Raw genomic sequence first — 12871 nt, 5'->3', positions numbered from 1 at the left:
CGGCTCACTTCTTCGGGAGGCGGGCGACGTCGGAGACCGGGCCGAGATGGGCGAGCTTGTCCGGGTTGACCACCGAGTGGATCGCCTGGATCACGCCGTCGGCGACGTCCAGCTCGACCACGCCCGCCACGCGTCCCTCGGCGTCGTACATGACCGCGCCGGGGCGGCCGTTGACCCAGGCCGTCCGGACCGTGACGCCGAGCGCGTGGACCCGGCGCAGCCCCGCGACCAGCATCTTGACGACGCGGGGCGCCCCGGCCGCCGGTCTGGCCATCGCCTGCGCCTTGCCGCCGCCGTCCCCGTGCAGGACCACGTCGGGCGCGAGCATGCCGAGCAGCGCGTCCAGGTCGCCGCCGCCGGCCGCGTCGAAGAACCTGCGGGCCAGCTCCTCGCCCTCCGCCCGCCGCGCCTGGGTCGGCACGCCGTCGCGGGACTGCCGGCCGGCGGCGACGCGCTGCCTGGCGCGGGTGAGGATCTGCCGGCAGTTCACCTCGGTCTTGCCGGTGATCCGCGCGACGTCCTGGTAGCCGTACCCGAACACCTCGCGCAGCATGAGCACCGCCCGTTCCACCGGCGACAGGGACTCCAGCAGCACGAGGAACGCCATCGACAACGAGTCGGCCAGCTCGGCGTGCTCGGCCGGCCCCGGCTCGCCGGGGTGCGCCACGACCGGCTCGGGCAACCATTCGCCCACGTACGTCTCCCGTCGCACCCGCGCCGAGCGCAGATGGTCGATGCCCAGCCGCGTCACCGCGGTCGTCAGGTACGCCTTCGGCTCGCTGATCACGGTGCCCGCGTTGCGCGCCCTGGTCAGGCCGAGGAACGCGTCCTGCACGATGTCCTCGGCGTCGCCCACGGAACCGGTCATCCCGTAGGCGATGGAGAACAGCAGCGGCCGGTAACCGGTCACCTCCGCCGGGGGCAGCGGGTCGGTCCCATCGGCTCCCGTACCGTGGCTCATCTGCTCGGCCTTCCCGTCCGGGGGTGCTTGCGTACGACGCCCAGCAGGGTAGTCGTGCGGCTGGACCTCCTCGTGACCAGGTGGGCGGGTCCGGTGGCGCACGGAGGTCACCACGCGATCGGGCCGAGGCGGTCGACGAAGACGCCGGTCGGGCCGTCGGGGCCCAGGGTCGCGAGCTCGACGATCGAGTCCGTGCCCTCGGTGACCGTCAGCAGGCCGGTGTGGTGGTTCATGTCGGTCGCGGCGAACTTGCGGTTGGCGGTCTCGCCGGGGGTGGCGACGTTGAACTTGATGTGCGGCAGCGCCTGGGCGTACCGGACGGTGATCATGTTCAGGGCCGCCTTGGAGGAGCTGTAGGCGAGCTCGTGCATCTTCGAGATGGGCTGGTCCGGATCGGTGACGACGGCGAAGGAGCCGCCGCCGCTGGACACCATCACCACCCGCGGGTGCTCGGCGGCCTGGAGCAGGGGCAGGAAGGCGTGGGTGACCCTGACAGGGCCGTAGACGTTGGTGTCGTAGACCGCGTGGATCTCGCCGGCCGTGGCGTCCGCGGGCGGGACGACGTTCCCCGGCGCGCCGGCGTTGTTGATCAGTACGTCCAGGTGGTCGGTGTGCTCGCGGACGAGCCGCACGGCCTCGCTCACCGACGCGTCGGAGGTCACGTCCAGGGGGATCATGGTCACGTCGATGCCGTCCTCGGCCAGCCGGGCGGCGGCGGCCTGCCCGCGGCCCTCGTCGCGGGAGCCGAGGAAGATCGTCCAGCCGAGTGCCCCGAGGCGGCGGGCGGCTTCGAGGCCGAGGCCCTTGTTGGCTCCGGTGATCAGCGCTGAGGTGCGTTCCGTGTTCGTCATGCGCTCTAAGACGGAACCCCCTCCGTGCCTGTGACAGCTTGTGAGCGACGTCACAATGGGCCGGCCCGAAGCTCGGGATGGTGGGCGGCGGCATCGTGGTCGAGGGGGGGCGAGCCGCCGCAGCCGGCTCAGCTCGGCGTCAACGGCCACGTCGGGGCCGATCAGTGGGTACGGCGGCGGAGCGCCAGGATCTGGGTGATCTTGGCGATGGCTTCTGCGCCGGGTTTGACGTAGCGCATGGCGGCGCTGTGGCGCAGCTGGTGCACTATTTGTCCAGCAGGACGCGGGGCGCCCTTCGCGAGGGCCGGACGGCCCCCAGCGGTGCTGGGGGCCGTCCGACGCATTCGAAGAGCGGGAGGTCAGACGCCGAACGCCGCCGGGTAGCCGATGACGCCGCTCGGGACCGGCTGTTCAGGGTCGAGGGCGAGCGCCATCATGTACTTGTCCTCGACGTCGAAGGGCGGGCGGATGCCGAATCCGGAGGCCGGGGTGAAGCCGAATCGCGGGTAGTACTCGGCGTGGCCGAGCACGAGCACCAGGTTCTCGCCCTGCTCGCGGGCGGCTTGCAGAGCGGCGCGGATGGCGGCGGAACCCGCGCCCCGCCGCTGATGCTCGGGCTTGACGGCGCACGGGCCCAAGGTGAGGGCGGGGGAGTCGCCGACGTGGCAGCGGGTGAGCAGCGCGTAGCCGGCGAGCTCGCCGCCGGGGGCCTCGGCCAGCCAGGACAGGCCGGGCAGCCACGCCTGCGGGTCGGCCCGCAGCGCCTCGATGAGGTCGGCCTCGTGCGGGGTGGGGAAGGCGGCAAGGTTGATGTCGCGGATGACGGCGACGTCGCCGGCTCTCTCGGGACGGGTGGTGAGGGAAGAGGTCATGATCGGGTTCTTCTCCTTGTCCTTCTGCGGATGCGGGACATAGCCGGTGTACCGGTAGTCCGCGCCGTGCTCGCGGCGCATGGCGATCTCTTGCAGGGTGGCCGCGACCGCCTCGCGCATCCCGGGTACGGCCAGGTCGGCCGCGTGGGCGCGGGCTTGCGGTGGACGATGAGCGGCCGGGGAGGCCGGTGGGAGGCGGCCGGTCATGGCTGCTGGTCCCGGAACCTGTAGGTGGCGCGCAGGTGACTGGTGATGGCCTTCTTCTGGTTGACGCGCTCTTCGCGCAGCCGGGCATCGGTACGTGAGGCCGCCCAGGCGTTCTCCCGTTGCAGCTTGTGGTAGCTGCGCAGGCGACGTTCGGGCAGTTCACCCGCCTGGATGGCGGCCTGGACCGCACATCCTGGCTCGGTGTCGTGGGCGCAATCGCCGAAGCGGCAGTACGCGGCGAGTTCTTCGATCTCGGCGAAGACCTGCTCCAGGCCGTCGGTGGCGTCGTGCAGGCTGATCCCGCGCAGGCCGGGCGTGTCGATGAGGACCCCGCCGCCGGGCAGGGGGAGCAGCTCGCGGCGGACGGTGGTGTGGCGGCCCTTGCCGTCCTGCTCGCGTACCGTGCCGGTGGCCAGCAGTTCCTCGCCGAGCAGCGCGTTGCCGAGGGTGGACTTGCCCGCGCCCGAGGGGCCGAGCAGCACGGTGGTGCCGTGCATCATCGCGGCCAGCACGTCGATGTTGTGACCGGTGGCGACGCTGGTGACCAGGATGTCCACGCCGGGTGCCAGCGCTTCGGCCTCGGCGTGGACGGCGTCGGGATCGTGGGCCAGGTCCGCCTTCGTCAGGACGATCACCGGCTGTGCGCCGCTCTCCCAGGCCAGGGCGAGCAGCCGCTCCAGTTTGGCCGCGTCCAGGGGCGTGGCCAGGGACAGGGCGATGACGACCGCGTCGACGTTGGCGGCGAGCACCTGTCCGTGGGAGGACCTGGACGCCGACGAGCGCACGATCGCGCTGTGCCGCGGCAGCAGCGCCACCAGGTGCGGCTCGGCGCCCAGGCGCAGCGCGGCCCAGTCGCCGGTGCAGGGCGTCAGGAGCGGGTCAGGCGGGTGCGGCGCGGCGAACGTGGCCCGCATCGGGCCCGACGTGGTGATCGCCGCGCACAGGCCGCGATCGACCCGGGAGATCCGGGCCGGCACGAGGCCCGCTTCGTAATGTTCAGTGAAGGTTTGGTCGAGTGCGCCGGTCCATCCGTACGGGGACAGGCCGGATGGATCGGTGTACGTGTGTGGCAACGTGAGACCCTTGCGGAGAAGGGGCCCCGACGAGACGTGGGCATCACCCCACCTGACGAGCCGGATGACTCAAGGCTGGGGGAAGAAGTTGGTCAGACCGGGACCCGGGACGTGAGGTTGGTCCGGGTGCTGCCCATGGCAGCGGTCTTCACCGCAGTCATCAAACCTCACCTCCCTCTCACATCGATCCAAACCAAACGATCAGCAGCCTAGCACCTCGACGAGGGGCCGTTGTACCGCTGCCGTTCCCGCTCCTGTTCGCCGACGCCTCCCACCACCAACCAGACGCCTCCGACCACCAACGACATGAAACCGGACGATCGGGTGCAGGCCGAGCACGCCGCCCCGCTGCCCGTCCCTGCGCACCGGGTGGCGCGACGAGGTGCTGGGCCTGATCGCGGTGGTGCGCGGGTCGTACGAGCTGGTCGTCGACCTGTGGGTGAGTCGCGAGAACGTGGAGATGGTGACTCGGGCCCGGCATGGTGGACGACGCGCCGGCACGGTGGGGACACGAACGAACTGTCGGTGCGGCACGGCATTCTGGCGAGCGGCAGAGACGCGAAGAGGACGGTCGTCCACGCCATGCGGCTGTGCCCCGGGGCGTCGTCGCCGACACGCCGGAGACGCTGCACGTCCGTCTGGTGGGCCGGACGCGTCGCGGCGGGGTCGGCGCCCTGTGGCGGACGCCCGTTCATTCACACGGGCAGGGCGCTGACCTGCGGTGACGAGGTCCTGCCGCGCTCGTGTGCCGAGGTGGGGTGACTTCGTCCCCGTGTCCCATGCGCATGGTCAATTTCTGGATTTGAATTTCCAGAAATTAGAAAATGTTAGAGTGTCGCCGTGACTGCGGAGGCCGGCGTGGTGACGCCTTGTAAGCATTGTGGAGCTCCCGTCGAGCAGCGGCCGGGGCGAGGGCGGCCGAGGTCGTACTGTCCGGAGAAGGGGTGCCAGGCGGCGGCCAAGCGGGAGCGCGAGCTGCGCCGGGCCACCCCCGGGCTGGAAGGCGCGCTGGCCAGGGCCGAGCAGTTGTACGACCGGATGGAGACCGGGCTCCTCGCGGCCATCGAGCCGCTGGCCAAGGCCCTGTCCGACGAGCTGAGCCCGGCCGGGGTCGAGGCCAAGCTGAGCGCCGTCCAGGCCGAGGCGCACACGCGTGTGGCGATCGCCCGCACCGAACGTGAGCAGGCCTTCGAGCAGGTACGCCTGGCCCGTGAGGCCACCGAGCACGCGCGCCGGCAGACCGCCGAGATGCGAGCCCGGCTGGAGGAGGCCGAGAACGAGCGCGAGACGGCGCTGCAGGACGCCGAACGCGCCCGTGAGCAGGCCCTGGCCGCGTTGCGCGAGGCGGCCAGCACCGAACGGCAGGCGTTGCAGACCGCCGAGAAGGCCGTCCGGCGGGCCGAGCAGGCCGAACGGCGGGTGAAGGAGACCTCGCGCCAGGCGGAGCTGACCGAGCAGACCCGGGATCAGGTCGTCCAGGAGCTGGCCGAGCAGGCGGAGGCGGCCGAGGAGCGGGCCGAGGAGGCGCGGGCGCAGGCCGTACAGGCCGGGCTGGAGGCGGACCGGGCGCGGGAGGAGAGAGAGCGCGCCCGGGAGGAGGCGGCGGCGGCCGGGCGGGCGCGCGAGCTGGCCGAGCGGGCGGTGATCGCGGCCACGGCCAGGGAGGAGGCGGCCGCGCAGGAGCGGGAACGAGCCGTTGAACGGGCCGAACGCGCCCAACGCGTGGCCGCCGAGGCCGAACGGGACCGGGCGGTCGCGCAACGAGAGGCCGCCCAGGCCGCGACCGAGGCGGGCGACCTGGCCCGGAAACTGGCGGCGGCCGAGGAGGACGCGGCCGAGGCGCTGGCCAAGGAGCGCAGGCAACACGCCCGTGAGAAGGTACGGGCCGCGGCGGCGGTCAAGGAACGCGATGAGCTGCTGGGGGAGTTGCGGCTGGAGCGCATGCGGCTGGCGGACGTACGGGCCGAACTGGACGCGGCACGCGCCGAGGCCGCCCTGCAACGGGAACGAGCGGTCGCCGCCGAACTCGCACGACGAGCCCTCGAACCCGAACCGGGTACGACGCCGGCCGACTGACCCGCGCACTTCGCCAGGAGCGGAGTTCAGGCCGTGGTCACCAGAAGCGCACCTCGGGCCAGTCCGGGGACGGCCTGTCCAGTGCGGGGGCGGGCTTGTTCTTGAGGTGCAGGTCCAAGAAGGCGGTGACGTACTTGCGGGTGATCGCGATGGCGCGTTCGCCGTCGATCGGGGCCTTTGGCAGGCCGAGCCGCGGCTGGAGCACCGCGTAGTCGATGAAGCTCATGTGCTCGGCCCCCGCCACGGTCAGCCACCGCTTCCAGTCGCCGGTCACGTGCGGCCAGAACGTGTCCCACGAGCCGTCGGGGCCGCCGGATTCGGGCTGGTGACGGGGGTTGCACGACGTGGTCGCCCACCGGGTGTCCTTGATGGTCCTGCACGCCGGCGCGCTGGAGGTCAACGCCCCCGACGCCCGTACGGCCGAGGCCGCCGCGCTGATCGGCGGTGTGGGCAGGGAGGCGCTGACGAACCTGCGGGAGGTGCTGGGCGTGCTGCGCTCGCCCGATCCGGTACGCGGCCCGCAGCCCACGCTGGCCGACCTCGACCGCCTGCTCGACCAGTCCCGTGCCCTGGGCATCGTGGTCAACCGGCACGACGAGGGGCGCCCCCGCCCCCTGCCGCCCACCGCGGAGCGCACCGCCTACCGGGTGGTTCAGGAGGCGCTGACCAACGTGCACAAGCACGCGGGCGACGCCGAGACCGACGTCTACGTCCGGTATCGGCCCGCCGAGCTGGAGGTCCTGGTCCGGAACGGGTCCTCCGCGGTGGCGGACGGCGACCTGCCCGGCTCGGGCTGGGGGCTGGTCGGGCTGCGCGAACGCGTCGAGCTGGCCGGCGGCAGGCTGGCGGCGGGCCCCCGGGACGAGGGCGGCTTCCAGGTGCTGGCCGGGATCCCCGCCGCATGATCCGCGTATTGGTCGTCGATGACGAGGCGCTGGTCAGGTCGGGGTTGCGGATGATCCTGGAGGCGGCGGGCGAGATCGTGGTCGTCGGCGAGGCGGCCGACGGCGACGGGGCCGTGGCGGCGGTGGCCCGGCTCCGGCCCGAGGTGGTCCTGATGGACGTGCGCATGCCCGGCACCGACGGCCTGACCGCCGCCGCCCGCGTCCTGGCCGCCCCCTACGCGCCCAAGCTGATCATGCTCACCACGTTCGACCTGGACGAGTACGTGCACGAGGCGCTGCGGCTCGGCGCGGTGGGCTTCCTGCTCAAGGACACCCCGCCGCGTGACCTGGCCGCCGCCGTCCGGACGGTCGCGGCGGGCGAGGCCATGTTGTCCCCCACCGTCACCAAACGGCTGCTCGGCTCGTTCGTCGACAGGGCGCCCTCCCGCGCCGAGTCGGCGCGCCGGCGGCTCGCGGCGCTGACGGCCAGGGAGGAGGACGTGATCAGGGCCGTGGCCCGCGGCCTGTCGAACGCCGAGATCGGGCGGGAGCTCAGGCTGACGGAGGCCACGGTGAAGGCGCACGTCAGCCGGGTGCTGGCCAAGCTGGGCCTGGCCAACCGGGTGCAGGCGGCCATCGTCGTGCACGACGCCGACCTGGGCTGACGGCCGGCGGCGGCTCGCGCGGCCCGGGGAGTCAGCGGAGAGGGCGGAAGAAGGTCCTGACGTCCTCGACGAGCAGGTCGGGGGCCTCCATGGCGGCGAAGTGGCCGCCGCGGTCGAACTGCGACCAGTGCACGACGTTGTGCTCCCGCTCGGCGATCCGGCGCACCCCGGCGTCCCCGGGGAAGACGGCGACGCCGTGCGGCAGCCCGGAGTACTCGGCCACCGCGCCCCAGCCCTTCTGCCCCTCCTTGTAGAGGCGGGCGGAGGAGGCGGCGGTCCCGGTGAACCAGTAGACGCTCACGTCGGTGAGCAACTGGTCGAGGTCCACCGCGTCCTCGGGCAGCTCGCGGGCGGGGTCGGTCCATTCCTTGAACTTCTCCACGATCCACGCCAGTTGCGCGGCGGGGGAGTCGTGCAGCCCGAACGCGAGGGTCTGCGGCCGGGTCGCCTGGATGATCGCATAACCGGCCCGGTCCTGGTCCTGGTACTGGCCGAGCCGGGCGAGCTCGGCCGGGGTGAGCCCCCGGAGCTCGGCCGGGTCGCCGCTGGGGAACCCGAGCGCGCCGTTGACGTGCACGCCGACGACGTTCCGGGGCGCGGCGCGGCCGAGCATCGGCGAGATCACCGAGCCGCTGTCGCCGCCCTGCGCGCCGTACCGGGAATAGCCGAGGCGGTCCATCAGCTCGGCCCAGGTCCGCGCGACCCGCTCCAGGTCCCAGCCGGGCTCGGTGGTGGGGCCGGAGAAGCCGAAGCCGGGGATCGAGGGGGCGACGACGTGGAAGGCGTCAGCCGGGTCGCCGCCGTGGGCCGCCGGGTCGGTGAGCGGGCCGATGACGTTCATGAACTCGGCGACCGAGCCCGGCCAGCCGTGCGTGACGATCAGCGGCAGCGCGCCGGGCTCGGGGGAGCGGACGTGCAGGAAGTGCACGTTCTGCCCGTCGATGGGGGTGGTGAACTGCTCGAAGGCGTTCAGCCGCCGCTCGGCGGCCCGCCAGTCGAACGCGGTGCGCCAGTACTCGGCCAGCTTCTTCGCATAGCCCACCGGGACGCCGTAGGACCAGCCGACGCCGGGCAGTTCGTCCGGCCAGCGGGTCGCCGCCAGCCGGGCGCGCAGGTCGTCCAGCTGGGCCTGCGGGATGTCGATGCGGAACGGGTGGATGCGCGGGTCGTCGTTCATGTCCATGACTGTAGGCAGGGGTTAGGACAGTTCCGGTCCTAGGATGGACGGCATGCTGGAGACGTCCGCGCGATTGTTGCGCCTGTTGTCGCTGTTGCAGACCCCCAGGGAGTGGTCGGGCGGCGAGCTGGCCGAACGGCTCGGCGTCTCGCCCCGCACGGTCCGCCGCGACGTCGACCGGCTGCGCGAGCTCGGCTACGTCGTGGACGCCACCCCGGGCACGGCCGGATACCGGCTCGGCGCCGGGGCCGGGCTGCCGCCGCTGCTGCTCGACGACGAGGAGGCGGTCGCGGTCGCCATCGGGCTCGGCACGGCGGCGGTCTCCGGCGTGACCGGCATCCAGGAGACCTCGGTCCGGGCGCTGGCCAAGCTCGAACAGGTGCTGCCGGCCCGGCTCCGGCACCGCGTCGGCGACCTGCGTTCGGTGACGGTCCCGCTGGCGGGCGCGGCGGAGGCGGTGGACCCGGCCGCGCTCACGGCGATCGCCGCGGCGGTCCGCCGGCGGGAGAGCCTGCGGTTCGACTACCGCTCCCACGACGGCGTCGGGGATCGCCGTACCGCGGAGCCGTACCGGCTGGTCAACTCGGGTCGCCGCTGGTACCTGGTGGCCTGGGACACCGGCCGGGCGGACTGGCGCACGTTCCGCGTCGACCGGCTGCGGCTGCACACCCCCAACGGCCCGCGATTCACGCCCCGGGAGCCACCCGCCGCCGACCTCGTGCGTTACGTCTCCGAGCGGATCTCGGTCGATCCCTACCGCTACCAGGGGCTGTTCACGGTGCGGGCGCCGGCGGACGTCGTCGCCGCCCGGATGCCGCCGACCATGGCGGTGGTCGAGCCGGCCGGCGACGGCTCCTGCGTCCTGTCCGCCGGGTCGAACTCGCTGGACGAGCTGGCGATGTGGGTCGCGCAGCTCGGCGTGCCGTTCGAGGTGCACGAGCCGCCCGAGCTCGTCCGGCACGTCCGCGCCCTCGCCGCCCGCCTCCTCGGCGCCGCCCCCGACGCCGATCCCGCGTGAGGCACCGGCACCGGGTCGAGCGCGACTACGGCCGCTTGTCGGGCTGAGCGAGCCTGGCCAGGCACCGGCGCGTCGGTTCCGGGTCGCGGGCCGCGTCCAGGCGGCCCGTTCCGGGGCGCCCGGTCACCCTGAGCCGGCCGGCGTGCAGTCGGGGCCGGGGTGGCGCGGCCGGCGTCGCCGTGCCACACTCACTGTTATAGAACTCTCGATAGAGTTATAGAACGAGGTGAGCAGGATGCGAGAAGCGACGCCACTGCGCGAGCCCGTCCCGGCGGCCGGGCCGATGGGCGAGCCGGGAGCCCGCGGCCGGTTCGGCGAGTACGGCGGCCGGTACGCGCCGGAGTCCCTGGTGGAGGCGTGCCGTGAGGTGGACGAGGCGTTCCGGCAGGCGTGGGCCGACCCGGGCTTCCGCGGCGAGCTGGCCGAGCTGCTCGCCCTGCACGCCGGACGGCCGACCCCGCTGACCCCGGCCCACCGGCTGTCGGGGGAGCTGGGCGTACGCCTCCTCCTCAAGCGCGAGGACCTCACCCACACCGGCTCCCACAAGATCAACAACGTGCTGGGCCAGGCGCTGCTCGCCCGCCGGATGGGACGGCGCAGGCTGATCGCCGAGACGGGAGCGGGCCAGCACGGCGTGGCCACCGCGACCGCCGCCGCGCTGCTCGGGCTGGAGGCCACCGTCTTCATGGGCGAGCGCGACATCGAGCGCCAGGGCCTGAACGTCTTCCGCATGCGCATGCTGGGCGCCGAGGTGGTCCCGGTCACCACGGGCAGCCGCACGCTCAAGGACGCCACCAGCGAGGCCATGCGGCACTGGGTCGGCGTCACCGGCGACACCCACTACTGCGTCGGCTCGGTCATCGGGCCGGACCCCTACCCGTGGATGGTCAGGGAGTTCCAGCGGGTCATCGGCGACGAGGCCCGTGCCCAGTTCGCGGCCGACCAGCCGACCGGCGTGCCGGACCACGTCGTCGCGTGCGTCGGCGGCGGCTCCAACGCGGCCGGCACGTTCGCCGGCTTCGCCGACACCACGGCGCGCTTCGTCGGCGTCGAGGCCGAGGGCGGCGCCGGGGCGGCCCGCGGCAGGCTCGGCGTCCTGCACGGCTGCCGCTCGTTGTTCCTTCAGGACGATGACGGCCAGATCGTCGAGGCCCACTCCGTCGCCGCCGGGCTCGACTACCCGGGCGTCGGCCCCGAGCACGCCCACCTGCGCGAACTGGGCCGGGCCAGGTACGTCACGGTGACCGACGAGGAGGCCGTGGCCGCGGCGCTGCGGCTGGCGCGCACCGAGGGCATCGTCCCGGCGCTCGAATCGGCGCACGCCCTGGCCTGGGTGATCCGCGCGGCCGGTGGCGAGCTGCCCACCGGATCGACCGTCCTGATGACGCTGTCGGGCCGGGGCGACAAGGACGTCTCCACCCTGAAGGAGCTGCTGTGACCGACATCCTGACCCCCGGCGCGGTCGAGCGCCACCTGCGCGCCCGCCGGGACACCGGCCGCGCCCTGCTCATGCCGTACGTCACCGGCGGCATAGCGCCCGGCTGGACGCGCTACCTGCGGGCGTTCGCCGCGGCCGGCGCGGACGCCGTCGAGGTCGGCCTGCCCTTCTCCGACCCCACGCTGGACGGCGTCACCGTCCAGCGGGCCAGCCAGGTGGCGCTGGCCCGGGGGGCGAGCACCCGCCGGATCCTCGCCGACCTGGCCGAGGCCGGGGACGTGGGCGTGCCGCTGGTCGCCAGCACCTATTACAACCTTGTGCTGCACGACGGGCCCGAGGCGTTCTGCGTGGCGCTCCGGCGGGCCGGCGTCGACGGCCTGATCGTGCCCGACCTGCCGGTGCACGAGGCGGACGAGCTGGCGGACGTGGCCGCCGCCGCCGGGATCGACCTGGTCCTGCTGGCCTCACCGGCGACGCCGGAGCCCAGGCTGGCCGAGATCGCACGCCGCAGCCGCGGATTCGTCTACGCGGTGTCGCTGATGGGGACCACCGGCGAGCGGACCACCCTGGCCGCCTCGGCGGCGGAGCTCACCGCGCGGCTCAGGCGCAGCACCGACCGGCCGATCTTGCTAGGATTTGGCATTTCCACGCCTGACCAGGCGCGGGAGGCCGGCCGGCACGCCGACGGAGTGGTGGTCGGCGCCGCGGTCATGCGGCGGGTGCTCGACGGAGCCGGGCCGGACGACGTGCGGGCCTTCGTCGCGACCCTGCGGAAGGCCCTCGACCAGGAGTGACGCACCACGATGACCCCCGACGCCGGGCACGAGGCGAGATACCGCGCCATCGCCGCCGACCTCGCCGCGAAGATCCGGTCGGGCCACTACGCCCCCGGCGAGGCGCTTCCTCCGCAACGGGAGCTGAGCGCCTCCTACGGGGTCACCCTCATGACGCTGCGCCAGGCGTTGCGTGAGCTCAGCGACGAGCACCTGATCGTGCAGCGGCCCGGCAAGGGCACGTACGTGGCCCCGCCCCACCTGGCCTACCAGCTCGGCTCGCTCCGCAGCCTGGCCGACGACCTGCGGGAACAGGGCCATGACGTGCGGACCGTGGTGGCCGGGCGGGCGATGCGCCGGGCCCCCGACCGGATCGCCGCGGAGCTGCGGCTGCGTCCCGGCGACACGGCCCTGCGGCTGGAGCGGGTGCGGGAGTTCGCCGGGCGGCCCGCCGTCCATCAGGTGTCATGGGTGCGCAGGCCGGTGGCCGACCAGATCCGCGAGCGCGACTTCACCGCCGTCTCCCTCTACGCGGCGCTCGCCGACGCGGGGGTGGCGGTCGCCCGCGCCTCGGAGGTGGTCGGGCCCGGCCTGCTCGACGCCGCCGCCGCGCGCCGCCTGCACGAGCCCGAGGGCAGCGCCGTGCTGGTCAGCACCCGGATCACCTACACACCCGACGGCGTCCCCGTCGTGTCCGACCATGCCACCATCCTGGGCACCATGATGGAGATCCGTACCGAACGGGCGGCCACCGGCCTCTCGCTCGCCTGGCGGGCCACCAGCTAGCCCCGTTTTCCGCACGTTGGATGGTTTGAAGATCGCTGGGTTGCTGGGGTGATCGTCATCGCGGTATGACCTGGCTGGTGAGACAGCGTG

The 12871-nt window shown here is 73.4% G+C and carries 13 protein-coding genes; 7 read left to right on the top strand and 6 right to left on the bottom strand.

The window, feature by feature from the left end:
• Positions 1–4 precede the first annotated feature (4 nt).
• The 4 genes from ABZ444_RS14245 to rsgA form a co-directional block, all read right to left on the bottom strand.
• The gene (locus tag ABZ444_RS14245; protein ID WP_357995652.1) at positions 5–961 is read right to left on the bottom strand and encodes an RNA polymerase sigma-70 factor; all 957 of its coding nucleotides are present in this window, start codon (positions 959–961) and stop codon (positions 5–7) included.
• A gap of 107 nt (positions 962–1068) precedes the next feature.
• Positions 1069–1812: an SDR family NAD(P)-dependent oxidoreductase gene (locus tag ABZ444_RS14240; protein ID WP_357995649.1), complete on the bottom strand. Its 744-nt coding sequence runs from the start codon at positions 1810–1812 to the stop codon at positions 1069–1071.
• Between the two features lie 359 nt (positions 1813–2171).
• Positions 2172–2684, bottom strand: coding sequence for an N-acetyltransferase (locus ABZ444_RS14235; RefSeq protein ID WP_357996214.1), 513 nt, complete (start codon positions 2682–2684; stop codon positions 2172–2174).
• 203 nt (positions 2685–2887) lie between these two features.
• The gene (gene rsgA, locus ABZ444_RS14230) at positions 2888–3868 is read right to left on the bottom strand and encodes a ribosome small subunit-dependent GTPase A (RefSeq protein ID WP_357995646.1); all 981 of its coding nucleotides are present in this window, start codon (positions 3866–3868) and stop codon (positions 2888–2890) included.
• A 936-nt stretch (positions 3869–4804) separates the two neighbouring features.
• Here rsgA and ABZ444_RS14225 point away from each other — a divergent pair.
• Positions 4805–6040 (top strand): hypothetical protein, encoded by a 1236-nt coding sequence (locus tag ABZ444_RS14225; protein ID WP_357995643.1) that lies wholly within the window; start codon positions 4805–4807, stop codon positions 6038–6040.
• Positions 6041–6077: 37 nt separating this feature from the next.
• Here the strand turns inward: ABZ444_RS14225 and ABZ444_RS14220 are convergent, their stop codons facing one another.
• Complete coding sequence (locus ABZ444_RS14220; protein WP_357995640.1) at positions 6078–6314, bottom strand: hypothetical protein; 237 nt, start codon at positions 6312–6314, stop codon at positions 6078–6080.
• Positions 6315–6375: 61 nt separating this feature from the next.
• Here ABZ444_RS14220 and ABZ444_RS14215 point away from each other — a divergent pair, with 61 nt between their 5' ends.
• Both ABZ444_RS14215 and ABZ444_RS14210 read left to right on the top strand, forming a co-directional pair.
• A complete protein-coding gene (locus ABZ444_RS14215) occupies positions 6376–6945 on the top strand; it encodes a histidine kinase (RefSeq protein ID WP_357995637.1) in 570 nt (189 codons plus the stop codon).
• Positions 6942–7589, top strand: a complete 648-nt coding sequence (locus tag ABZ444_RS14210; protein WP_357995634.1) for a response regulator transcription factor — start codon at positions 6942–6944, stop codon at positions 7587–7589. Before ABZ444_RS14215 ends, ABZ444_RS14210 begins: the two co-directional genes overlap by 4 nt.
• Positions 7590–7620: 31 nt before the next feature.
• Here the strand turns inward: ABZ444_RS14210 and ABZ444_RS14205 are convergent, their stop codons facing one another.
• Positions 7621–8766, bottom strand: a complete 1146-nt coding sequence (locus tag ABZ444_RS14205; RefSeq protein WP_357995631.1) for an epoxide hydrolase family protein — start codon at positions 8764–8766, stop codon at positions 7621–7623.
• A gap of 52 nt (positions 8767–8818) precedes the next feature.
• Between ABZ444_RS14205 and ABZ444_RS14200 the strand changes: the two genes are divergently transcribed.
• The 4 genes from ABZ444_RS14200 (at position 8819) to ABZ444_RS14185 (ending at position 12781) form a co-directional block, all read left to right on the top strand.
• Positions 8819–9784 carry a WYL domain-containing protein gene (locus ABZ444_RS14200; RefSeq protein ID WP_357995628.1) on the top strand — a complete coding sequence of 322 codons (966 nt, stop codon included), beginning with the start codon at positions 8819–8821 and terminating at the stop codon, positions 9782–9784.
• A gap of 235 nt (positions 9785–10019) precedes the next feature.
• Positions 10020–11222 carry a tryptophan synthase subunit beta gene (gene trpB, locus ABZ444_RS14195; protein WP_357995625.1) on the top strand — a complete coding sequence of 401 codons (1203 nt, stop codon included), beginning with the start codon at positions 10020–10022 and terminating at the stop codon, positions 11220–11222.
• The gene (gene trpA / locus ABZ444_RS14190) at positions 11219–12016 is read left to right on the top strand and encodes a tryptophan synthase subunit alpha (protein WP_357995622.1); all 798 of its coding nucleotides are present in this window, start codon (positions 11219–11221) and stop codon (positions 12014–12016) included. The genes trpB and trpA overlap by 4 nt, the downstream gene beginning before the upstream one ends.
• Positions 12017–12025: 9 nt before the next feature.
• Positions 12026–12781: a GntR family transcriptional regulator gene (locus tag ABZ444_RS14185; protein ID WP_357995619.1), complete on the top strand. Its 756-nt coding sequence runs from the start codon at positions 12026–12028 to the stop codon at positions 12779–12781.
• The last annotated feature ends 90 nt before the right edge of the window (positions 12782–12871 follow it).

It is taken from the genome of Nonomuraea sp. NPDC005730 (genome assembly GCF_040630865.1).
Classification (GTDB): domain Bacteria; phylum Actinomycetota; class Actinomycetes; order Streptosporangiales; family Streptosporangiaceae; genus Nonomuraea.
The sequence above is the reverse complement of the archived record's forward strand: the minus strand, read 5'-3'. Positions and strand labels throughout refer to the sequence as shown.

Bases quoted from the DNA above. Each gene is read 5' to 3' on its own strand.
- ABZ444_RS14245 (WP_357995652.1), bottom strand. From the start codon at position 961: ATGAGCCACGGTACGGGAGCCGATGGGACCGACCCGCTGCCCCCGGCG.
- ABZ444_RS14240 (WP_357995649.1), bottom strand. From the start codon at position 1,812: ATGACGAACACGGAACGCACCTCAGCGCTGATCACCGGAGCCAACAAG.
- ABZ444_RS14235 (WP_357996214.1), bottom strand. From the start codon at position 2,684: ATGACCTCTTCCCTCACCACCCGTCCCGAGAGAGCCGGCGACGTCGCC.
- ABZ444_RS14210 (WP_357995634.1), top strand. From the start codon at position 6,942: ATGATCCGCGTATTGGTCGTCGATGACGAGGCGCTGGTCAGGTCGGGG.
- ABZ444_RS14205 (WP_357995631.1), bottom strand. From the start codon at position 8,766: ATGAACGACGACCCGCGCATCCACCCGTTCCGCATCGACATCCCGCAG.
- ABZ444_RS14200 (WP_357995628.1), top strand. From the start codon at position 8,819: ATGCTGGAGACGTCCGCGCGATTGTTGCGCCTGTTGTCGCTGTTGCAG.
- trpB (WP_357995625.1), top strand. From the start codon at position 10,020: ATGCGAGAAGCGACGCCACTGCGCGAGCCCGTCCCGGCGGCCGGGCCG.
- ABZ444_RS14185 (WP_357995619.1), top strand. From the start codon at position 12,026: ATGACCCCCGACGCCGGGCACGAGGCGAGATACCGCGCCATCGCCGCC.